This is a genomic window from Collinsella sp. CLA-ER-H8, from assembly GCF_040092335.1.
Taxonomy (GTDB): Bacteria; Actinomycetota; Coriobacteriia; order Coriobacteriales; family Coriobacteriaceae; genus Collinsella.
In genome coordinates this window covers 60,859-81,641 of record NZ_JBBNLU010000002.1, presented here as the reverse complement: position 1 = coordinate 81,641, position 20,783 = coordinate 60,859, and the positions used below count along the sequence as shown (strand labels likewise).

General features: G+C 61.1%; 26 protein-coding genes and 1 pseudogene. 24 read left to right on the top strand and 3 right to left on the bottom strand.

Annotated features, from left to right (window positions below):
* The first annotated feature begins 16 nt into the window (after positions 1-16).
* The 15 genes and pseudogenes from AAAX72_RS01650 to rplX all read left to right on the top strand — a co-directional run bounded on the left by AAAX72_RS01650 (position 17) and on the right by rplX (position 9,450).
* Entirely contained in the window at positions 17-1,231 is a 1,215-nt protein-coding gene (locus tag AAAX72_RS01650; protein ID WP_349128748.1) for a hypothetical protein, read from the top strand.
* Between the two features lie 150 nt (positions 1,232-1,381).
* Positions 1,382-2,536 carry a cation diffusion facilitator family transporter gene (locus tag AAAX72_RS01645; RefSeq protein ID WP_349128746.1) on the top strand — a complete coding sequence of 385 codons (1,155 nt, stop codon included), beginning with the start codon at positions 1,382-1,384 and terminating at the stop codon, positions 2,534-2,536.
* A 39-nt stretch (positions 2,537-2,575) separates the two neighbouring features.
* Positions 2,576-3,202: a histidine phosphatase family protein gene (locus tag AAAX72_RS01640; protein ID WP_349128745.1), complete on the top strand. Its 627-nt coding sequence runs from the start codon at positions 2,576-2,578 to the stop codon at positions 3,200-3,202.
* Positions 3,203-3,661: 459 nt separating this feature from the next.
* Positions 3,662-4,282, top strand: coding sequence for a 50S ribosomal protein L3 (rplC, locus tag AAAX72_RS01635; protein WP_035137484.1), 621 nt, complete (start codon positions 3,662-3,664; stop codon positions 4,280-4,282).
* A 46-nt stretch (positions 4,283-4,328) separates the two neighbouring features.
* Entirely contained in the window at positions 4,329-4,955 is a 627-nt protein-coding gene (gene rplD, locus AAAX72_RS01630) for a 50S ribosomal protein L4 (RefSeq protein ID WP_006235032.1), read from the top strand.
* A complete protein-coding gene (gene rplW / locus AAAX72_RS01625) occupies positions 4,956-5,243 on the top strand; it encodes a 50S ribosomal protein L23 (protein WP_022094197.1) in 288 nt (95 codons plus the stop codon).
* 179 nt (positions 5,244-5,422) lie between these two features.
* On the top strand, positions 5,423-6,253 hold the full coding sequence (gene rplB, locus AAAX72_RS01620) for a 50S ribosomal protein L2 (protein WP_022094198.1): 831 nt from the start codon (positions 5,423-5,425) through the stop codon (positions 6,251-6,253).
* A 32-nt stretch (positions 6,254-6,285) separates the two neighbouring features.
* The gene (rpsS, locus tag AAAX72_RS01615) at positions 6,286-6,546 is read left to right on the top strand and encodes a 30S ribosomal protein S19 (protein ID WP_006235035.1); all 261 of its coding nucleotides are present in this window, start codon (positions 6,286-6,288) and stop codon (positions 6,544-6,546) included.
* 14 nt (positions 6,547-6,560) lie between these two features.
* Positions 6,561-6,932, top strand: coding sequence for a 50S ribosomal protein L22 (gene rplV / locus AAAX72_RS01610; protein ID WP_006235036.1), 372 nt, complete (start codon positions 6,561-6,563; stop codon positions 6,930-6,932).
* 6 nt (positions 6,933-6,938) lie between these two features.
* Positions 6,939-7,649: a 30S ribosomal protein S3 gene (gene rpsC, locus AAAX72_RS01605; RefSeq protein ID WP_006235037.1), complete on the top strand. Its 711-nt coding sequence runs from the start codon at positions 6,939-6,941 to the stop codon at positions 7,647-7,649.
* A pseudogene (gene rplP / locus AAAX72_RS01600) lies at positions 7,649-8,044 on the top strand (50S ribosomal protein L16); the annotation flags it as partial. The gene rpsC and the pseudogene rplP, both read left to right, overlap by 1 nt.
* A 107-nt stretch (positions 8,045-8,151) precedes the next feature.
* Entirely contained in the window at positions 8,152-8,367 is a 216-nt protein-coding gene (gene rpmC, locus AAAX72_RS01595) for a 50S ribosomal protein L29 (protein WP_006235039.1), read from the top strand.
* Positions 8,368-8,383: 16 nt separating this feature from the next.
* A complete protein-coding gene (gene rpsQ / locus AAAX72_RS01590; RefSeq protein ID WP_006235040.1) occupies positions 8,384-8,644 on the top strand; it encodes a 30S ribosomal protein S17 in 261 nt (86 codons plus the stop codon).
* A 118-nt stretch (positions 8,645-8,762) separates the two neighbouring features.
* Positions 8,763-9,131 carry a 50S ribosomal protein L14 gene (gene rplN / locus AAAX72_RS01585; protein ID WP_006235041.1) on the top strand — a complete coding sequence of 123 codons (369 nt, stop codon included), beginning with the start codon at positions 8,763-8,765 and terminating at the stop codon, positions 9,129-9,131.
* Between the two features lie 13 nt (positions 9,132-9,144).
* Positions 9,145-9,450, top strand: coding sequence for a 50S ribosomal protein L24 (rplX, locus tag AAAX72_RS01580; protein ID WP_006235043.1), 306 nt, complete (start codon positions 9,145-9,147; stop codon positions 9,448-9,450).
* Between the two features lie 624 nt (positions 9,451-10,074).
* On the opposite strand, the gene AAAX72_RS01575 is transcribed toward rplX, so the two are convergent.
* On the bottom strand, positions 10,075-10,320 hold the full coding sequence (locus tag AAAX72_RS01575; RefSeq protein WP_226812402.1) for an IS3 family transposase: 246 nt from the start codon (positions 10,318-10,320) through the stop codon (positions 10,075-10,077).
* The gene (locus AAAX72_RS01570) at positions 10,202-10,720 is read right to left on the bottom strand and encodes an IS3 family transposase (RefSeq protein WP_226812403.1); all 519 of its coding nucleotides are present in this window, start codon (positions 10,718-10,720) and stop codon (positions 10,202-10,204) included. Before AAAX72_RS01570 ends, AAAX72_RS01575 begins: the two co-directional genes overlap by 119 nt.
* Here AAAX72_RS01570 and AAAX72_RS01565 point away from each other — a divergent pair.
* The 8 genes from AAAX72_RS01565 (at position 10,650) to AAAX72_RS01530 (ending at position 18,711) form a co-directional block, all read left to right on the top strand.
* A complete protein-coding gene (locus AAAX72_RS01565; RefSeq protein ID WP_349128744.1) occupies positions 10,650-10,994 on the top strand; it encodes a 5'-methylthioadenosine/S-adenosylhomocysteine nucleosidase in 345 nt (114 codons plus the stop codon). The genes AAAX72_RS01570 and AAAX72_RS01565 overlap by 71 nt on opposite strands.
* A gap of 226 nt (positions 10,995-11,220) precedes the next feature.
* Complete coding sequence (locus tag AAAX72_RS01560) at positions 11,221-13,962, top strand: PRD domain-containing protein (protein WP_349128742.1); 2,742 nt, start codon at positions 11,221-11,223, stop codon at positions 13,960-13,962.
* 121 nt (positions 13,963-14,083) lie between these two features.
* The gene (locus AAAX72_RS01555; protein WP_152067440.1) at positions 14,084-14,557 is read left to right on the top strand and encodes a PTS sugar transporter subunit IIB; all 474 of its coding nucleotides are present in this window, start codon (positions 14,084-14,086) and stop codon (positions 14,555-14,557) included.
* Between the two features lie 9 nt (positions 14,558-14,566).
* On the top strand, positions 14,567-15,352 hold the full coding sequence (locus AAAX72_RS01550; protein WP_349128740.1) for a PTS sugar transporter subunit IIC: 786 nt from the start codon (positions 14,567-14,569) through the stop codon (positions 15,350-15,352).
* Positions 15,353-15,354: 2 nt separating this feature from the next.
* Positions 15,355-16,185, top strand: coding sequence for a PTS system mannose/fructose/sorbose family transporter subunit IID (locus AAAX72_RS01545; protein WP_260698762.1), 831 nt, complete (start codon positions 15,355-15,357; stop codon positions 16,183-16,185).
* Positions 16,186-16,211: 26 nt separating this feature from the next.
* Positions 16,212-16,610, top strand: a complete 399-nt coding sequence (locus AAAX72_RS01540; RefSeq protein ID WP_152067443.1) for a PTS fructose transporter subunit IIA — start codon at positions 16,212-16,214, stop codon at positions 16,608-16,610.
* A 12-nt stretch (positions 16,611-16,622) separates the two neighbouring features.
* Positions 16,623-17,747: a glycoside hydrolase family 172 protein gene (locus AAAX72_RS01535; RefSeq protein WP_349128738.1), complete on the top strand. Its 1,125-nt coding sequence runs from the start codon at positions 16,623-16,625 to the stop codon at positions 17,745-17,747.
* 79 nt (positions 17,748-17,826) lie between these two features.
* Positions 17,827-18,711 (top strand): ROK family protein, encoded by an 885-nt coding sequence (locus tag AAAX72_RS01530; RefSeq protein WP_349128736.1) that lies wholly within the window; start codon positions 17,827-17,829, stop codon positions 18,709-18,711.
* Positions 18,712-18,826: 115 nt separating this feature from the next.
* Here the strand turns inward: AAAX72_RS01530 and AAAX72_RS01525 are convergent, their stop codons facing one another.
* The gene (locus tag AAAX72_RS01525) at positions 18,827-19,063 is read right to left on the bottom strand and encodes a DegV family protein (protein ID WP_193221404.1); all 237 of its coding nucleotides are present in this window, start codon (positions 19,061-19,063) and stop codon (positions 18,827-18,829) included.
* 637 nt (positions 19,064-19,700) lie between these two features.
* On the opposite strand from AAAX72_RS01525, the gene AAAX72_RS01520 reads away from it, so the two are divergent.
* The gene (locus tag AAAX72_RS01520) at positions 19,701-20,780 is read left to right on the top strand and encodes a Gfo/Idh/MocA family oxidoreductase (protein ID WP_349128734.1); all 1,080 of its coding nucleotides are present in this window, start codon (positions 19,701-19,703) and stop codon (positions 20,778-20,780) included.
* The last annotated feature ends 3 nt before the right edge of the window (positions 20,781-20,783 follow it).

Genomic DNA, 20,783 nt, shown 5'->3' with positions numbered 1-20,783 from the left:
TTGGGAAAGGCGTTCCATGCTACAAGTTTCTAACACCTCGTTTACAACGTCGGTTTCATCAAACGCCATGGCTGTGGTGGATTATCTGTCCAAAAGCATGATGTCGGCGCTGCCGTTTATTGTCTGCGCGGCGTTGTTCCGCACCGTCGCCGTCATTATGGGCGAAGGCATGCTGGGCCTGTGGTCTGCCGATTCCGATATCTATCGCCTGTTCTACAGTTGGCTCTATAACGCCGGCTACTACTTCTTGCCCGTTTATCTTGGTTGGGCGGCCGCTCGCCAGCTCGGTTGCTCGGAGCAGCTGGGCATGATGCTGGGCGGCGTATTGATTGCGCCCGATCTGCTTAAGCTCGTCGATGCCGCATCGACGACGGGGGCATCGATGACTTCCGTGTATGGCCTGCTTCCCGCGCCGGTCAACGATTACACGACGACTGTTATTCCGGTTCTCATCTCGGTACCCGTGCTTTGGCAAGTGGAGTGTTTCTTTCAGCGCGTTATCCCTAAGGCCGTGGCGTTTTCGTTTGTTCCGTTTGCGACCATGCTTGTCATGGTTCCGGTTTCGCTGTGTATTACGGCGCCGGCGGGCAGCTATTTGGGCATGCTGTTGGGCCAGCTTATGTTTATGCTTGGCAATTCCGGTGGCATCGTATCGTTGCTCACACTCATGGGGCTTGCCGCGGGCTGGGAGTTCCTTAAGATCGCGGGCGTCAGCAACGTTGTCCTATCGCTCGCCTATGCGCAGTTTATGAGTGTGGGAACGGATTCGTGCATCCTGATCGCCGCGACGATGGCAACGTTTGCCGTTTGGGGCATGCCCTTTGGCGCGTCGCTCCGCGTTGCGGATAAGGACGAGAAGACGCTCATGCTGGGCTATTCGATCTCGGGTGTTCTTGGCGGCGTAAGCGAGCCTGCGCTGTACGGTTGCGGCTTTAAATATGGCAGGTGCCTGACGTGCATGGCCATTGGCGGCGCCGTCGGAGGCCTTGTTGCGGCCGTGGGCCACGTTACGGCCTATACCATCGGCATGACGAATGTCCTCATGGTCATTGGCTTTGCCACGGGCGGCATTTCGAACCTACTGTGGTGCTGCGTTGCCGGTGGCACGGCATTTGCGGTGTCTGCGGCGCTGAGCTACTGCTTTGGCGTGGTGCCGGCGAAGGGACAGGCGACGGGGAACGGAGCCGATTCGCCCGAAACGGTGGCGAGCGCTGCTGAAGTAAGCGCATAAACCTGTGCGACAAAAGGACGATTCCTTTGTCACATTCCAAGGCCGTGGCCCGTGTGGGCTGCGGCCTTTTTGTATCTTGAGGACAAAGTGGCTACACTACAATCCGTTTGAGCAATAGATATATAGGTAGTACCGTGGGGGCGGATGCAGATGGTCGAGTGGATAGTTAAGCGCGCGCAGGGCGATCGTGCGCGTGTGGGCACGTTAGCGGGCATGGTGTGTATTGTCGCCAATGTTGCGCTTTGTGCTGCGAAGGGCGCAATTGGCGTGCTGTCGGGATCGGTTTCGATTGTGGCGGATGCCATGAACAACCTGTCCGATGCCAGCTCGAATATCGTGAGCGTGCTGGGCTTTAAGCTGGCGAGCAAGCCGGCCGACCCCGAGCATCCTTACGGCCACGGTCGCTACGAGTATCTCTCGGGATTGGTCGTGGCGGCACTCGTGCTGCTGATTGGCGTTGAGCTGGTGAAGTCCTCGGTTGAGCGCGTCATCCACCCCGAACCTGTCGAGTTCTCGCTTGCCCTGGTGGCAGTTCTAGTGCTTTCGATGGTCGTAAAGCTCTGGATGGCGGCCCTCAACCAAAAGCTCGGCGATCGCATTGAGTCCGAGACGCTGCATGCGACCGCGCTAGATTCCAAGAACGATGTCCTTGCCACGGGCGCCGTGCTGGCGTGCGCAATTGTTTCGCAGGTGACGGGCATCAACCTTGACGCTTGGGTCGGCCTTGCCGTTGGCGCCTATATTGGCTGGAGCGGCTTTGAGCTTATCCAAGATACGGTGAGCCCGCTTTTGGGCCAGACGCCCGATCCTAAGTTGGTCAAGCGCATTCGAGACAAGATCATGAGCTACCCCGGCGTTTTGGGCGTTCACGATTTGATGGTTCATGACTACGGCCCGGGCAGGAAGTTTGCAAGCGCTCACGCCGAGATGGCAGCCGAAGCCAGCCCGCTGGAAAGTCACGACACGCTCGACAATATCGAGCAGGCGTTTAGGAACGAAGACGGCATGATTGTCACGCTTCACTACGATCCCATCGTGACCGACGATCCAAAGGTGGCGAGCATGCGCCTGCGTATCAACGCAATGGCTCAGGAGATCGATAGCCGCCTTTCGATTCACGACCTTCGCTGCGTGCCGGGTCCCACGCACACCAACGTGATCTTTGACTGCGTGCGCCCCTCGGATCTGCAGATGAGTGCTGAAGACGTAAAGCACGCGCTGGCACAACGAGTCGAATCGGAATACCCCAAGTCGATTGCCAAGATTACGATTGACGAAGACTACGTAGGCCATACCCACGAGTAGGGCTGCGCCGGTAAAGCAAGTTATACAGAAGGGGAGAGCATGAAGCGTCTATATCTACTCCGCCACGGCCAGACGGAGTTCAACGTCAAAAAGCTGGTCCAGGGCCGCTGCGATTCACCGTTGACCGATCTGGGCCGCAAACAAGCGGGAATGGCAGCTGCGTGGCTCAAGGGCCACGGTGTCGTCCCCGATAAAGTGGTCTCTTCGCCCTTAGGCCGAGCCATGGACACAGCTCAGCTCGTTGCTACCGAACTCCTCGGCCCGGACGCTGCCGTCGAGCCCCGTGAAGGCATCATCGAGCGCTGCTACGGCTCCTTCGAAGAAGGTCCCCACGACGCGCTACCCACCGACGTCTGGGATCCGGGCGAGGACCTGGTCCCCTTTGGAGGAGAAGGAAGCCGCGCGCTGCAAGAACGCATGGTAGACACCCTCACCAATCTCATGGGCGCCGATGGTATCGAAACCCTCTTAGCAGTAAGCCACGGCAGTGCCAGCCGCCAATTCATCAAAGCTGCAGCCCCAGAGGGCTTCAAGCTCCCAACAAAACTCCCCAACTGCGCCATCATGATCTTCGATTTCGATGAGGCAAAGCCACAAGCAGAAGGCGAGCCAATGCGATGCAAGTTCACCCTCCAGCAAATAGTGGACCCCCAACAAAGTCATTAGCCTGAGCGAGCAAGGTTTAGCAGACATCAACGTGGCGTTCCCAGTGTGCGGCGGAGGGGGCGGGCCTGAGACATATTAAGGTTGTCGCGAGTTCCGCACGAACAGGAGAGCACTTAATGTGCTCTCCGTCGTGAGCAGGACTGTAGAGCAGCAACCTTAATATGTCTCAGGCCCGCCCCCTCCGCCGCACACTGGGAACGTGCCACGCACTTTACCTGCGTAAACAATGTGAGTGAAATATGAATCTCGATGGATACGCCCGCAGCCGTGTATACTAAACAGCTGTGTGAAACCAGGGGAGTATTCTGGCTGGACAAAATGCCTGCTTAATAGGGTTGTCAGGTAGTCCGGACGCAATACAAGGCTGGGGAGCACGTCGTGTAAGTAGTGGTCCTCTAGGGGCGTACGCTCGGTGGTGTACGCATTGTCCCAAGACCACGCGAGAGTTGGGATCATATCTTGATCAGCATGATTCTCGGCCGCAAGATTGGCATGACCCAGGTTTGGGACGAGGACGACAACGTCGTTCCCGTCACGGTCATCCAGGCTGGCCCCTGCGCTGTCTCGCAGGTTAAAACTCAGGCAACCGACGGCTATGACGCCGTCCAGATTGGTTTCGGCGACATCAAGGCCAAGAACGTGAACAAGCCCATGGCTGGTCACTTCGCCAAGGCTGGCGTCGAGCCTGTCCGCTTCCTTCGTGAGGTCCGCGTCGAGAACGGCGAGGAGCACAAGGTCGGCGAGGTCGTCACCGTCGCTGATTTCGCTGATGTCGAGAAGGTCGACGTCATCGGTACCTCCAAGGGTAAGGGCTTCCAGGGTCGCATCAAGCGCTGGGGTCAGCGCCGCGGTCCTATGACGCATGGTTCTCACTTCCAGCGTCACCCCGGTTCTATCGGTCAGTGCGCCTATCCTGCGCGCGTCCTCAAGGGCGTCAAGATGGCCGGTCACATGGGTAACGAGCGCGTTACCGTCAAGAACCTTTCCGTTGTCCGCATCGATGCCGAGCAGAACCTCATCTTGGTCAAGGGCGCTGTCCCGGGTGCCAAGAATGGTCTCGTCGCCATCCGTATGGCCTAAGGGCCCAGCCCATTTAGCCCAGCGTCATACCAAGGAGAACACTTAAATGGCAAAGTTTGAAGTAAAGAACAGCGAGGGCAAGAAGGTCGCCGAGGCCGAGCTCGCCGCTGAGGTGTACGGCATCGAGCCGAACATCCACGTTATGCACCACATCGTCAAGTGCCAGATGGCCTCTTGGCGTCAGGGCACCCAGTCCGCTAAGGGCCGCTCTGAGGTTTCCGGTGGCGGCAAGAAGCCTTGGCGTCAGAAGGGCACCGGCCGTGCCCGCCAGGGTTCCATCCGTGCTGCCCAGTGGCGTCACGGTGGCGTTGTCTTCGCCCCCAAGCCCCGTTCCTACGCTAAGCGTATGAACAACAAGGAGGTCAAGCTGGCTATGCGCTCCGCGCTGTCCGCCAAGCTGGCCGATGGCGAGCTCGTGCTCGTCGACGACTACGGCTTCGAGAAGCCTTCCACCAAGGCTGCCGTTGCCATGCTCAAGGCTCTCGGCCTTGAGGGCAAGCGTCTGACCATCATCGTTCGCGATGAGGACGTCAACGCCTACCTGTCGTTCCGCAACATTCCCAAGACGTTCATCATCACTGCCGACGAGGCCAACACCTACGATCTCGTCAACAACAACGCCGTGCTGATGCCCGCCGACATTGCCGCTCACTTCGGGGAGGTGCTTGCATAAATGACCGCCCACGAGATCATCATCCGTCCGATCGTGTCCGAGCGTTCCTTCTCCGGCATGGAGCTGAACAAGTACACGTTCGAGGTCGCCAAGGATGCTAACAAGTATCAGATCAAGGACGCTGTCGAGGAGATCTTCGGCGTCAAGGTCGTTCGCGTGAACACCCTGACGGTCAAGCCCAAGACCAAGCGCGTGCGCTATGTCGCCGGCAAGACCCGTTCTTGGAAGAAGGCCATCGTCACGCTGGCCGAGGGCGACACCATCGAGGTCTTTGGCAACCAGGCCTAAGACTCGCTGCTGTTGAGTGAGCTCATGCCTCCCAAATAGGGGAGGCGAGAGCTCAAGGTTTTGGGCGTATTAAATGGACACGCCCGGAACCGTGTATACGTCCGGTGTCATCGCACCCGAGGCAGAACCTCGAATCCCTGTCTGTGATGGCTAACGGATTCCTATTGAAAGGGATTGTAATGGCTGTAAAGCACCTTAAGCCGACCTCCGCTGGTAGGCGTTGGCAGACGATCTCCGACTTCTCCGAGATCACCTGCACCAAGCCCGAGAAGTCTCTTCTCGAGCCCCTGCCCAAGAAGGCCGGTCGTAACAACAACGGCCGCATCACCACCCGCCACCAGGGCGGCGGCGTGAAGCGTCGTTACCGCGTGATCGACTTCAAGCGCAACAAGGACGGCGTGCCCGCCAAGGTTGCCACGATCGAGTACGATCCGAACCGTTCCGCTCGCATCGCTCTGCTGCACTACGCTGACGGTGAGAAGCGCTACATCCTGGCCCCCAAGGGCCTCGAGGTCGGTCAGACCATCATGTCCGGTTCTGACGCCGACATCAAGCCGGGCAACGCTCTGCCTCTCGCCGACATCCCCGTCGGTACGCTCATCCACGCCGTCGAGTTCCAGCCGGGCAAGGGCGCTGCTATCGCCCGTTCCGCCGGTAACTCCTGCCAGCTGATGGGTAAGGAGGGCAAGTACGCTATCGTCCGTATGCCTTCCTCCGAGATGCGCCGCATCCTCGTTACCTGCCGCGCCACCGTCGGTGAGGTCGGCAACGCCGATCACTCCAACATCGTCATCGGCAAGGCCGGCCGTAAGCGTCACATGAACGTGCGCCCGACCGTCCGCGGTACCGTCATGAACCCTGTCGACCACCCGCACGGCGGTGGCGAGGGCAAGAACCACACCTCTGGTCGTCCCTCTGTTACCCCCTGGGGTAAGCCGACGAAGGGCCTTCGTACGCGCAAGAAGAAGAAGGTCTCGAACCAGCACATCATTCGTCGCCGTAAGAAGTAATTTCGGATACCGAGTTTTAGGAGAAAGCACTTATGAGCAGAAGTCTCAAAAAGGGCCCGTTCGTGGAGACTCGCCTTCTCTCGCGTATCACCGCGATGAACGAGGCTGGCAAGAAGGACGTCGTGAAGACCTGGTCCCGCGCGTCCACCATCTTCCCCGAGATGGTTGGTCACACCATCGCCGTCCACGACGGCCGCAAGCATGTGCCCGTGTATGTTACCGAGTCCATGGTTGGTCACAAGCTCGGCGAGTTCGCGCCGACTCGTACGTTCCGTGGCCACAAGGCCAAATAGGGGGTTAACCGTAAATGGCAACTAAGTCTATTGAAACTGAGGCCACCGAGGTTCGCGCCGTCGCTAAGTACGTGCGTGTTTCCCCCAGCAAGGCCCGCCTGGTGGTCGATCTGATCCGCCGCAAGCCTGTCGCTCAGGCCTTCGACATCCTCCACTTCTGCGACCGCGCCGTCGCCGTGGATGTCGAGAAGGTTCTCCGTTCCGCCGTTGCGAACGCCGAGAACAACAACGGTCTGCGTGCCGACAACCTGGTTGTCGCCGCTGCCTATGTTGACGAGGGTCCGACGCTTAAGCGCATCCGTCCCCGCGCCAAGGGTTCCGCTTCTCGCATTCTGAAGCGTACTTCCCACATCACCGTCGTCGTTGCTCCTCGAAAGGAGGCGTAAAGCTGTATGGGTCAGAAAGTCTACCCCACCGGCTTCCGTCTTGGCATCACCGAGAACTGGCGCTCCCGCTGGTTCGCAGAGAAGGATTACGCTAAGACCCTCGGTAACGATCTCGAGATCCGCAAGTACCTCGAGAAGCGTCTTTCCCGCGCAGCTGTCTCCCGCGTCGAGATCGAGCGCGCTGGTGACAAGGTGAAGGTCATCATCCTCACCGCTCGCCCCGGCGTTGTCATCGGTAAGAAGGGTGCCGAGATCGATACCCTTCGCACCGAGCTCGAGAAGGTTGCTGGCGTCTCCAAGGGCCAGCTCTCCGTCGACGTTGTCGAGATCAAGCGCCCCGAGCTCGACGCCAACCTCGTTGCTCAGTCTATCGCCGAGCAGCTCGAGGGCCGCGTTGCCTTCCGTCGCGCTATGCGCAAGGCTGTCCAGTCCGCCCGCAAGGCCGGCGCTAAGGGCATCCGTATCCAGTGCTCCGGTCGTCTCGGCGGTGCCGAGATGGGCCGCCGTGAGTGGTACCGCGAGGGTCGCGTGCCTCTGCACACCCTCCGTGCCAAGATCGACTACGGCACGGCTGTCGCCAGCACCACCATGGGTGCCTGCGGCGTGAAGGTCTGGATCTACCTGGGCGAGAAGCTCCCGGGCCAGCCTGTTCCCAACCCTGCACTCGAGGGCTCTTCCCGTCCTCGTCGTCGTAACTCCGAGAGGAGGGGTCAGTAGTGCTTGCCCCTAAGCGTATTCTTCACCGCAAGGTGCAGCGTGGCTCCATGAAGGGCCAGGCCAAGGGTAATACCGAGCTGCATTTCGGCGAGTTTGGTATCCAGGCTCTCGAGGCCCATTGGATCACCAACCGTCAGATCGAGGCCGCTCGTATTGCCATGACCCGCTACATGAAGCGTGGCGGTCGTGTCTACATCACGATCTTCCCCGATAAGCCCATCACCAAGAAGCCTGCCGAGACTCGCATGGGTTCTGGTAAGGGTAACCCCGAGGAGTGGGTGGCCGTCGTCAAGCCCGGCCGCATCATGTTCGAGGTCAAGGGCGTGCCCGAGGAGGTCGCTCGCGAGGCTCTGCGTCTTGCACAGCACAAGCTTCCCATCAAGACCAAGATTGTTGCTGCTAAGAACGCTGAGCAGCGCATCGAGAAGGAGATGGCTGAGGAGGCCGCTCTCGAGGCCAAGTGGGCTGCTGAGGACGCCGCCGCCGCCAAGGAGGAGAACTAATGAAGCCCGCAGAGATTCGTGAGCTCTCGGACGCTCAGCTCGTTGAGAAGCTGAAGGAAATGCGCGCCGAGCTCTTTAACCTTCGTTTCCAGATGGCCACCAGCCAGCTGGACAACACCGCTCGCGTCAACACCGTGAAGAAGGACATCGCTCGCGTCCTCACGGAGCAGCGCGCCCGCGAGATCGCAGCGGAGAAGTCCGCTGTCGCCGAGTAGGACCTAAGGAGAGAACATGACTGATTCGCGTAACTCGCGTAAGGTCCGTACGGGTGTCGTTACCTCCGTCTCCGGTGCCAAGACCATTGTTGTCACCATCACCGAGCGCAAGCGTCACCCCAAGTACGGCAAGATGATGACCAGCTCCAAGAAGCTGCACGCTCACGACGAGGAGTGCACGGCTGGCGTGGGCGATACCGTCCGCGTTATGGAGACCCGTCCTATGTCCAAGATGAAGCGTTGGCGCCTCATCGAGGTCGTCGAGCGCGCTAAATAAGCAGTCGCTCTTACGACTTGTACGTTTCTGAAGATGTGCGTATGCCTGGTTTGCATACCACAGGCCGTCTAAAGGCTGCGCACCTCTCTTCGGTTCTTAGTTCGGAGGAACATCTACCATGATTCAGATGCAAACCATGCTGAACGTCGCCGACAACTCCGGCGCTCGCAAGATTCGCTGCATCAAGGTGCTTGGCGGTTCCAAGCGTCGTTATGCAGGCATCGGCGATGTGTTCATCGGTGCTGTCCAGGAGGCTACCCCTGGCGCCAACGTCAAGAAGAAGGACGTTGTCCGTTGCGTCGTCGTTCGCACCGTTAAGGAGATCCGCCGCAAGGATGGCTCCTACATTCGCTTTGATGAGAACGCCTGCGTTGTCATCAACAACGATGGTTCGCCCGTCGGCACCCGTATCTTCGGGCCCGTCGCTCGCGAGCTTCGTGACAAGAAGTACATGAAGATCGTCTCGCTCGCTCCCGAGACCCTGTAGTTAGGGGAGATATATGTATATCAAGAAGGGCGATAAGGTCCAGGTTCTCTCTGGTAAGGATCGCGGCAAGCAGGGCGTTGTCCTGCGTGCTCTCCCCGCCGAGAACAAGGTCGTTGTCGAGGGCGTTTCGGTCGTCAAGAAGGCCGTCAAGCCCAACGCTGCCAACCAGCAGGGCGGCATCGTTTCGCAGGAGGCTCCCATCGATGCCTCCAACGTCAATCTCGTTTGCCCCGAGTGCGGTAAGGTTACCCGCGTCGGTCACGAGAAGGACGGCAAGAACAAGCTGCGCGTCTGCAAGAAGTGTGGCCACAAGTTCTAAGCTGCCCGCAACAGTTAAGTTGCTAGCAAAGGCCCGGATGCCCCACGGCACCCGGGCCTTTTTCTATCGCTACTCGATGGCTTCGGTTCTGCCGTCCCGTCATTCCGGTTGCATCCAGTTTTCGGTGCCGTCTCGAATCGAGTGCCGCCAGGTGACGCCCTGTCGCGTTTCGTCGGCTTCGGTGACAAAAGTCGGGACAACTCCAAAAACTATTTTCGAACTCAGGGCTTTGAGTTTTTGTTTTAGTCCCAAAGGGCGTGGCGGGATGCCTTTGAAGGCTCGATAGCGCCGAAACGCCCGTTTTGAAACTCAAATGCCTTTTCGCGTGTAAGACGCCAGCTGCAATAGGAAGTGAATCAACGCAGGTGGCTTTCAAACAGTTTGCAAAACTGCAGGTCGCAGGTCTTCATTGCCAGTAGGAGAAATGAGTAGTCTCAGGTGGCTTGCTCATGAGTTGACTAACGGGATTTGAGATTACGCTGACGTCCGGAAACGCTTCGAGCACGGCGTTAAGTTTTTGGGGTTTGGGCGCAGCCCCTGCACCCGCGAGCGCGGGCCTTAAGCCGCCGAGAGAGTGACGCGTCGAAAACGAAAGGGAAAGAGAGAAGGGGACGTTCCTATCATTCAGGTTGCGACCGAAGAAGACAAGGAGACCCCCTGAGCCTGAATGATGCCCCACAGACCGCGTCCGACCGAGCTCAAGCCGAGCTTTTCCTGACGTCCGCCTTCGCGGAGATGATGGCTGGATTGGCTATGGATTGGCAACACCAATTTGGACGATTCCGGGAGGGACGGTCCCGCCTCCCTGAACTCGACCGGCGACATGTAGCCCAGTGTCGAGTGGATCCTGAAGTTGTTGTACCAGTGCACGTAATCCGAGAGCTTGGCTCGGAGCTCGCGCGCCCCTCCTCGGTCCTGCGGAGTGGCCGACGATCTCCCCGTTGCAGAGGTCGACGAGCAGGCAGACGTAGTTCCACGATGCCCCGACGCGCACGCAGGCCAGGTCGCTGCATATTTGGGTGCGCGGCGCCCTGCCGCCGAAGCCGCGCGCGACGACGTTCGGCACGTCGGCCTCGTTGACCGCCCCGGGGTGCACCTTGAACCTCTTCCTGCCGTATGTGCCGGCCAGGCCATTCTCCCTCATGATGCGGCAGACGCGGCGCCGGCTGACGGTAACGCCCGACCTCCTGGGCGACGCCTTGATCTTGCGCGATCCGTTCCGGCCTTTGCTGGCGGCATGCGCCGCCGCGGCCGCCGTCGCCCCCGACATTAAGGTCCTCGAGGGCCGCGTCGTCTCCGGCGACCAGTTCGTCTCGCCCGCGGAACAGAAGGAGCGCATCCTCGCGACCTTCGGCGACCTGTGCTGCGAGATGGAGGGCTGCACCATCGCGCAGGCCGCCTATCTCAACGGCGTGCCCCTCGTCGTCGTGCGCGTCATCAGCGACAATCCCTGCGCCGAGGGCCAGGTCGTCGACTACAACACCTTCGAGAAGAAGGCCGCCTGCGACTGCGCCCGCATCGCCGCGCGCATGGTTAAGCTTTAGGCCCTGCGCGCCGGGGCCCTTCTTTATGTTGGGACCCCGGCGCGCAGGGCCCTTTCCAAAGCGAAGTGTCGAGCCGAAGTGTTGAGCGTCGGCCCTGAATGTTCAATGGCCGTTGTTTTCTGCCCCTCAAGTGGTGGACTTTTCCTCGGGGCTGTTGATTCCCCCACGCGCCCCTTTCCGTTCTCTGTGTTCCCCTTATACTCCTTGTACGAGGAGGTAAGAAGTCATGGACAAGACCGCACAGGACAGCTTGGCAAAGAAGCCCGTCGACATGAGGGACAGGATTCTCGAGCATCTCGAGGCCCTCACCTCTGCCGTCTCGCTCGACGACCTTGCCCGTCTGTCCACCTCCGACATCGCCGAGACGCTCATCATCTCCAGGAGCCTGGCGAGCCAGTACCTCAACGACCTTGTTCGCGCCGGCTTTGTGGTTAAGGTGGCGGGCAGGCCTGTCCGTTATTTTCATCGCCGCGCGTTCCAGAAGCGTTTTCAGGTAAAGCTCTCTGCAAGCGAGTACGCCTCGCTCGCCGACCTCATCCAGGCGACGGGAATCGCCGATCACCGCGACTTCGCGCGTGCCGTGGGCTTCGACCTGAGCCTCAGCTCCGTTGTCGAGCAGTGCAAGGCTGCGGTTCAGTACCCTCCGTTTGGCCTGCCCATCCTCTTGAGCGGCGGCGTGGGTGTCGGTAAGTCTTTCCTTTCTCGCCTTGTGTACGAGTACGGCAAGAACCAGGGCTTGCTGTCCCGCGACTCCTCCTATGTGCGCATCGACTGCGCCGGGGTCCCGGACGCCGCCTCGTTCAACGGGCTTCTTGACGAGTCGATCGCGAAATCGCGCGGGGGCGTGGTCTTTGTCAACGGCATCGAGGCACTCTCTCCCTCTGCGATGGAACACTGCCTTGCGACGGCCCTCGGGCTCGATGCCTCCCAGGATGCGCCGCGCGCTCGCCTCGTTCTTTCGACGACGCTTTCCGCCGATGACCCGAAGGTTTCCTCGGCCTACAGCAAAATGCCCATCTGTGCCCGCGTCCCCTCACTCAAGGAGCGGACCCCCGAGGAGCGCGAGGATCTCATCTTGAGCTTCCTGCGCAGCGAGGGGTGCCGAATCGGTTCTGATGTGAAGATCAGCCGCGGCGCATACCGTTGCCTCGTGAACGCGGACTTTTCCGATAACATCGCCGGCTTGCGCGCCTGCGTGACGAACTGCTGCGCCAAAGCGTTCCTCAATCGCGAGGGCGACTACGTCGTCGTTCGCCCGTATCTTCTTCCCAGCGGGCTCCTCTCCTCCGCGCAGATCGATCAACAGCCCGACGATGGCGTTCTGATCGACGCGTCCCTGGATGCCGCCGAGAGCACAGGGCCGGTCGAGCAGGCGCTCGATGCCCTGTGCTCTCTCGATGAGCGATTCTGCGCCGGGGAGCTCTCTGTCTCCGAGCTTGTCTCGCAAGCTGTCTCCGCTGTGCGCGGCGTTGAGGATCACTTGATCTTCGGCCATGGCGTCGCCTCATCGAGGTCGCGCGCCTTCGAGCGCGTCGTGGGCGCGGTCCTTGCCGACGCAGGCTCTTCTTATGGCATCGAGCTTTCGAGGAAGGTCACTTTTCTACTGGCCCAGGAGATTTGCCTGCAGTTGTGGCCGGGCATCGGCCTGGCTAAGCGAAAGTCTGCCTGTGCGGAGCAAATTTCCCATCTCCTCGGTGCCGTGACCTCCGAATTGCCGTTTGCCTCGAGCGTCTCCGATCAGGTCGCCGCAGACATGGAAGGGGCGCTCGGAATCTCGCTCGATCACTTCACGAAGACGCTTCTGACGTTGTGCGTCGCATCGGAGTCTCGCGACGCGAAGGCCCTTCGGACGCTCTGCGTCATCTTGTCACACGGCTACTCAACGGCGACGAGCATCGCCGACGCGGCGAACCGTATGCTCGGCGTGCATGTGTACGAGGCGGTCGACATGCCCTACGACCAGCAGCTGAAGGACATCGTCGGTCCGCTCCAGCGCCTCGTCGACCGCCATTCCTACTGCACCGGGGTCGTGTTTCTTGTTGACATGGGCTCTTTGGAGGAGGCCTATAAGGCCCTCGAGAACGTTACCGACTCCACCATCGGGGTGGTGAACAACGTCTCCACCGGGCTCGCGCTCGAGATCGGGTCCGGGCTGCTCGACGGCAAGTCCATCGCCGAGGTTCTTGGCGATGCGACCGCCGTGTGCGTGACGCACTGCAAGGTAATCGAGCGCGTCAACCGTGAGGACGCCATCGTCTTCTGCTCCGAGTCCGGGGTCGACGCGGCCGAGAGGATACGTCAGCTCGTCTCGCAGAGCCTCCCGCGCACCATAGGCGCGCGCCTGCTCACGAGGCCCTTCAAGCAGCTTGCCGCGAACGGGTCGAACGACGCCGTTTTCTCTGAGCACCGCGTCTGCGCCGTCATCGGCACGGGAGACCCCAGGATTGCCTCCGTTCCCTTCGTCGCCCTCGAAGACATTATGTCGACGGCGTCCGCCTCGAAGGTCGATGCCGTGTTCGGCAGGTGGCTCGACGTCTCCGAGCTCGCTTCTTTCCACGAGAAGCTGCTTTCGAATATGACGCTGCAGAACGTCATCCGCTCCATCACCATCCTCGACCCGGAGCGGCTGTTCCACGAGATCGAGAGCGCCGTGCACGAGCTTCAGCGCAGAACGGGCGAGAAGATCAGCAGCAACGCCATCATCGGGCTGTACGTTCACCTCTGTTGCCTCGTCGAGCGCCTCGTCACCCGCAACCCCATCGAGACCTACGTCGGCCAGGATCGCTTCGAGGAAGAGCACACCGACTTCATCGAGTCCTTCAGGCAGAGTTTCTCGAGCATCTCGACGCGCTATCGCGTGGAGGTTCCTGTAAGCGAGATCGCCTACGTCTTCGACTACATCAGCGTGAGCGCCGCCCCGGCGCGAGAGGAGCGTCTCGGCTCCTCGAGCCTCCTGTTCGACGAGTGACCCCCCGCGCCGTCACGAGCTGACCGCGCGTCTTCAATAATCCGATAATCCCTCGCCCGGCGCGAATCCGGATAGCGCCAAGGCAGTGCTGAATGAAAAACTTGATTTGATAGGAGCAAACATGAGTGTTGTTATGGCACGAATCGACAATCGCCTGCTTCACGGCATCATCGTGACGCAGTGGGCCCCGGTGTCGGGCGCAACCCGAGTCATGGTCATCGACGACAAGGTCGCCGGCGACGAGGTCCTGAAGTCCACCATGAGGATGGCGCGCCCCGCGGGCATGGCCGTCTCGATCATCTCCGAGGAGACCGCGCTCAAGAACTTCGCGGCGGGCAAGTACGACCGCGAGAAGGTCTTTGTCATCGCCAAGGAACCCGAGACGATGCTTCACCTGGTCGAGTCGGGCATCGAGCTCCCGTCGCTGATCGTCGGCGGCTCTCTTGTCAAGGAGGGCGGCGTCCAGCTCACCCAGCGCGCCTATGCCTCCGCCGAGAACGTCCAAAGCTACAAGGCGCTCATCGCCCACGGCGTCAAGGTGACGGCACAGTTCGTGCCCGCCGACAAGCCCGTCTCCGTCGCCGACCTCATCTAAGGAGGGATCATGGTCAACTTCACTATCCTGCAGGTCGTCCTTTTGACCCTGCTTGCCTTCATCAAGCACGTGGACTACTACGGCATCCCGATGATCTTCGTCAACTATGCCGTCTTCTGGGGCCTTATCACCGGCGTGGTCATGGGCGACTGGCAGACCGGCCTCGTCATCGGCGGCACCATCCAGCTCATGCAGCTCGGCGTCGCGGGCTTCGGCGGCTCGTCGATTCCCGATTACGGCACGATGGCCATCATCGCCACCGCCTACGGCGTGACCCTGGGCTCCGACACGGGCCTCGCCATCGGCCTGCCGGTCGGCATGCTCGGCATCCAGCTCGACGTCGTCGTCAAGATCCTCAACGGCTTTGTCGTCGAGAAGTCCCAGAAGCTCTGCAACGAGGGTAAGTTCAATCAGATGAACGCCATCCTGTGGGTCTGCCCCGCGCTCTTCGGCCTGTGCGCCGCCCTGCCCGTCTTTGTCTCCGTGACGCTCGGCCAGCCCGCCGTCAGCTGGCTCCTCGAGGTCATGCCCCAGTGGTTCCTCTCCGGCCTCACCCTCGCCGGCAAGATGCTTCCGGCCATCGGTATCGCCATGCTGCTCCGCTACATGCCAACCGCCAAGTACTTCCAGTACCTGCTCGCCGGTTTCTTCCTCTCGGCCTTCCTGAACGTGCCCATCATCGGTGCCGCCATCGTCGGCGTTGCCCTCGCGATCGCGTTCTATCAGCGTGCCGAGAAGGACGCCGAGCTCACCGCCCACGCTTCCGCAGACGCCTTCATCGGAGAGGATGAGTAACCATGGAAAACGAGAACATCACCGCCGCCGAGGGCAAGCCCTCCGGCTATAAGGTCACCAAGAAGGACCTGCGCAACGCGAACTGGCGCTGGCTCATGAGCGTGTGCACCTTCAACTACCAGACCCAGCAGGGCGCCTCGGTCGCCTACGCCCTCTCGCCGATCCTGAGGAAGATCTACACGAACGACGAGGACTATAAGCAAGCGCTCAACAACCACTTCCGCTACTACAACACCCAGCCTTGGCTCGCCGCCATCATCCTCGGCGCCTGCGTGGCCATGGAGGAGCGTGACGGCCTCGCGGCGGCGGACGCCGTCCAAGACCTGAAGATCGGCACCATGGGACCGCTCGCCGGCGTCGGCGACTCCCTGCTCATGACCATGATCCCGACCATCATGGGCTCCATCGCCGCCTACATGGCCATCGAGGGCAACCCCGTGGGAGCCGGCATCTGGTTCGCGCTCATCCTGGCCATCTTCTGGGTCCGCATGCACGCCCTCGAGTTCGGCTACAAGCAGGGTGTGAAGCTCGTCACCGACTTCAGCGAGAAGCTTCCCAACCTCACTGCCGCCGCCTCCGTGCTCGGCCTCACCGTGGTCGGCTGCCTCATCGCCTCGGTCATCGGCGTCACCTGCCCGATTAGCTTCAGCTTCGGCGACGTCTCGATGGAGATTCAGCCGCTGCTCGACAAGATCCTGCCTGCCATGATCCCCGCCGCCATCACGGGAAGCGCGTATTACCTTCTTACCAAGAAGAACGCGAGCATGACGGCCCTCATCCTCGTGGTGATCGTCCTCGCGATGGTCGCCTCCGCCGCCGGCATCCTCGCCTAGCTTCGACCCAAGAGATTGGTGAATCAATGAGAAAGATAGTTGTGGCGAGCCATTCCCTTCTCGCCCAGGGCTTCAAGGACACCCTCGAGTTCCTTACGGGTAAGAGCGACGCCGTCACCGCCGTTTGCGCCTATGTGAACGACAACGGCGAGGGGCTCGACGCGGCGGTCGAGGCGGCGCTTTCGGGCACTGACGAGGTCGTCGTCCTTACCGACGCGCTCGGCGGCAGCGTGAACCAGCGCTTCTCCCGCTTCGCCTCCGACCGGATCCACGTGATCGCGGGTGTCAACCTCCCGCTCGCCATGACGGTCGCGCTCGCGCGCCCCGACGAGAAACTCGACTTCGACGCCCTCGTCGACGAGGCGCGCCAGCAGATCGTCTACGTGAACGGTGCCAGTTCCGCCGAGTGCGAAGACGACGAATAGAGGAGGTCGACGATGAGAGAGTTCCTTAAAGACGTGTGGATGCACGGCGGTGAGGAAAGCCGCGCCATCACCCCCGAGAACATCACGGGCGAGAAGGGCCACGCCGCCATGTCGGCCAGCCACCTCGGCGTCGGCCGCAAGGGCTCGTGCTGCGTGCCCCTTGAGTCCGGCGAGACCATCACGCTCGCGGACATCGAGGGCCCCGGCATCATCCGCCACATCTGGATGACCGTCCCCGACAAGACCGCCGCCGGCAGCTTCGTCATGCGCGACCTCGTGCTGCGCTTCTACTGGGACGACGAGGAGACCCCCTCGGTCGAGTGCCCTGTCGGCGACTTCTTCTGCAACGGCTTCGGTGAGCGCGCCATCGTCAACTCGATGCCCATCTGCGTGAACCCGACGGGCGGCATGAACTGCTACTTCGAGATGCCTTTCAGGAAGCACGCCAAAGTCACGCTTACGAGCGAGCACCCCGGGTTCATTAAGTACATCTTCTACACGTTCAACTACGCGCTCACCGACGTGCCGGACGACGCCATGTACTTCCACGCCCGTTTTAACCGCGAGCGCAGCACCCGCAGGGGCGTCGACTACACCGTGCTCGGCGGCGTGCGCGGTAAGGGCTACTACGTCGGCACCTACATGGCCCTGTGCGCCCTGGAGCGCTATTGGTGGGGCGAGGGCGAGATGAAGTTCTTCCTCGACGGCGACGAGGAGTTCCCCACGGTCACCTCGACGGGAGCCGAGGACTACTTTGGCGGTGCCTGGGCCTTCCTCGACAGGCCGCCCCACGCGCTGCCCGAGGCGCAGTGCTTCAACACGCTGTTCGCCGGCTACCCGTACCGCTCGACGCGCGACGCCACGCGCGACCGCTTCAGCGCGGGCAAGCCGAACCCGAACCCGATGCTCGCGACCAACGACGACGCGCTGCCCAGGCACGGCCTCTACAGGTGGCACCTTCCCGACCCGATCTCGTTCAAGGAGGACCTGCGCGTGACGTTCCAGGACCTCGGCAACGACGACATCAAGCTCTACGAGCGCGAGGACGACATCTCCACCGTCGCCTACTGGTACCAAAGCGAGCCGCACGCCGTGCTCGCCCCGTTTGCCGCAAGGCAGGACCGCGTGCCCAGGTAGGGTCGCCTCGAAACAAGCCAACGTTATGGGCGTCCGCGGTTGACCATGACTGCGGGCGTCCCTTTGTAAGGAGGATCACATGAGCGAAAAGCAAATGAGGCTCGGCGCCCTCGAGGCCGGCGGGACCAAGATGGTCTGTGCCGTGGTGTCCGGCGACGGCGAGGTCCTCGACCGTATGGAGACCCCGACGCTTACGCCCGCCGAGACCGTCCCGCAGATGATCGAGTGGTTCGCCGCCCGCGATGTGGACGCGTTGGGCATCGGCGCCTTCGGCCCGACCTGCGTCGACCCCGCCGACGAGCGCTACGGCTCCATCCTCCAAACGCCCAAGCTCGCGTGGCGAGGCTATGGTCTTCGCGCCGCGTTTGCCGACGCCCTCGGGATTCCGGTGGCCTACGATACGGACGTGAACGTTGCCTGCCTCGGCGAAGCGGTCTTCGGCTGCTGCAAGGGGCTCAAGGACGCCGTCTACGTGACCATCGGCACCGGCGTGGGCGCGGGCGTCATGTGCGCGGGCAGGCTCCTTCACGGCATGCTGCACCCCGAGGCCGGCCACATGCTGGTAAGGACCCGTCCCACCGAGGAAGGACGCTGCGTCTGCCCGAGCCACGCGAGCTGCCTCGAGGTCCTCGCCTCCGGCCCCGCCATCGCCGCGCGCTGGGGAAAGCCCGCGGCCGAGCTCGCGGACAACGATGAGGTGTGGATGCTCGAGGGGGATTATCTGGGGCAGATGTGTGCGAACCTCGTGCTCATGTACTCGCCTCACCGCATCGTCCTCGGCGGCGGCGTGATGCACCAGGAGCAGCTCTACGGCATCGTCCGCAAGAAGACCCTCGAATATCTGGGTGGCTACATCCAGACCGCCGAGCTTAAGGACATGGAGAGCTACATCTGCGCCCCGGGCTGCGGCGGCGACCAAGGAATCCTCGGCGCGGCCGAGCTGGCAAGAAGGGCGCTCGCGTAACTTGCGCTCTCTCCGCCATACAACGCGTTAAGAAAAGACGAGCGCTTCTTGCCAATTGGGCGGCAAGAAGCGCTCGTCTTTTGCATTTGTTTTTGGGCAGAACGCCCCGCCTCCGCTAGAGTCCCTGGACCGCTACACCCACGAGGTTTGGACCGGTGTGGACAAGAAGCGCGGGGCTGATGTCGGAGCGGACGATCTCCACCGCGTTGGCCACGCGCTCGCGCAGGGCCTGCTCCATGCGGTCGTAAAGGTCGGCGTAGGCCGAGGTGTAGCTCACGGCAAAGCGCACCTTGGGGTGCTTCTCGGCGATGGCGGCGACGAGCTTGACCTCGGTGCGATGCGGTACTTGCATAGCCATTTCGTGTGCGCGAGGCTGTCGGCTTTCTGGGCCACAGCAATCACATTCCCCCTAGCATGATGACCTGAACAATCCTCATGCTAGGGGGAAGGTTTTTGTCGCGTAGCGGAAATTGGCCTCCACCCGCTGAGCGGGTGGCTTTCTATGCCGCGCGTGCCGTGCGGCACGGACTAAAGTCCATGAATAAAAACGAGGAAGGCCACGTCCGGCCTCCCTCGCAAAGGGTCTCTGATTACTCCCACTCATTGGGGACAGGCTTACATGAGTGATTGCACTCATTGGGGACAGACTTAAATGAGTGCTCTTGAAATGCCGGCGCCTGGGGACGTTCCTTTTCTGTCGGCAGTTTGGGACGGTCCTTAGAGCTGCAGCGCGCCATGAGTGACGTGGTGAAGCGGATCATCCTGTCTTTGAAGTTCTAAGTAGAATTCCCCGTCTCTGAGCAATGATTAGTGCGCATTTGTGCGTATTTGCGTGCGCAGGATTGCGTGACCATGCGTGTATATGCGCCGTCTGCGGTTGTATTTTGACCGTTTGCGGTTATATACGCAGAAGTACGCACATACACGCGTATTTGTGCGAATATATAGCTGTCAGAATTGAAAGACTTTTCACGACGCAGGAGGTATTCATGGCAGATTCCAAACAGGCTCCGCTCGACGCCGAGGCAGCCGCAAAGGCGGCGTTTGCCTCGGTCCAGGATCAGCCGTTCCCCGATGATATCTTTACGGCCCCCGAGCTCCGCTGGGCCGTGATCGGTTGCGGTGTTATCGCCAACCAAATGGCCCAGTCCCTCGCTCTGGCCGGCCGCAAGCTCGCGGGTGTCGCCAACCGTACGCCGTCCAAGGCCCAGGCTTTTGCCGAGCAGTATGGCGTCGAAAAGGTGTACGAGACGGCTGAGGACCTCTACGCCGATCCGGACATCGACGCCGTCTATATCACCACGCCGCACAACACGCATATCACCTATCTGCGTGCCGCGCTGGCTGCCGGCAAGCACGTGCTCTGCGAGAAGGCCATTACCCTCAACTCTGCCGAGCTCGACGAGGCCCGTGCCATCGCCGACGAGCACAACGTGGTCCTTATGGATGCCACCACGGTGCTTCACATGCCGCTGTATCAGGAGCTGCGCCGTCGCATGGATGCGGGCGACTTTGGCCGCATGAACCTCGCCCAGCTCAACTTTGGCAGCTACAAGGAGTACGGCGATCTGACCAATCGTTTCTACAACCGTAGCCTTGCCGGCGGCGCCATGCTCGACATTGGCGTGTATGCGCTCTCCGTCATGCGCCTGTTTATGGCCAGCCAACCCGCCGAGGTTGTGTCTCTGGGCAATACCTGCGAGACTGGCGTTGACGTCGCGGGTGGCATTGTCTGCCGTAACGCCGAGCAGCAGCTGGGCGTCGTGAGCCTTACGCTCCACTCCAAACAGCCCAAGCGCTCGGTCATCAGCTTCGACAAGTGCTATATCGAGGTCATCGAGTATCCGCGCGCCGATCATGCGACCATCGTGTGGACTGCGGACGGTCACCGTGAGGAGGTCCACGCTGGCACCGAGGCATACGCTCTGTGCTACGAGATGGCCGACCTGGAGAAGGCCGTTGCCGGCGATGATTCGAAGCGCGAGCTTCTGGACTATGCTTCTGATGTTATGGAGCTGATGACCAAGCTCCGCGCCGACTGGGGAGTCGTGTACCCCGAGGAGGAGTAAGCG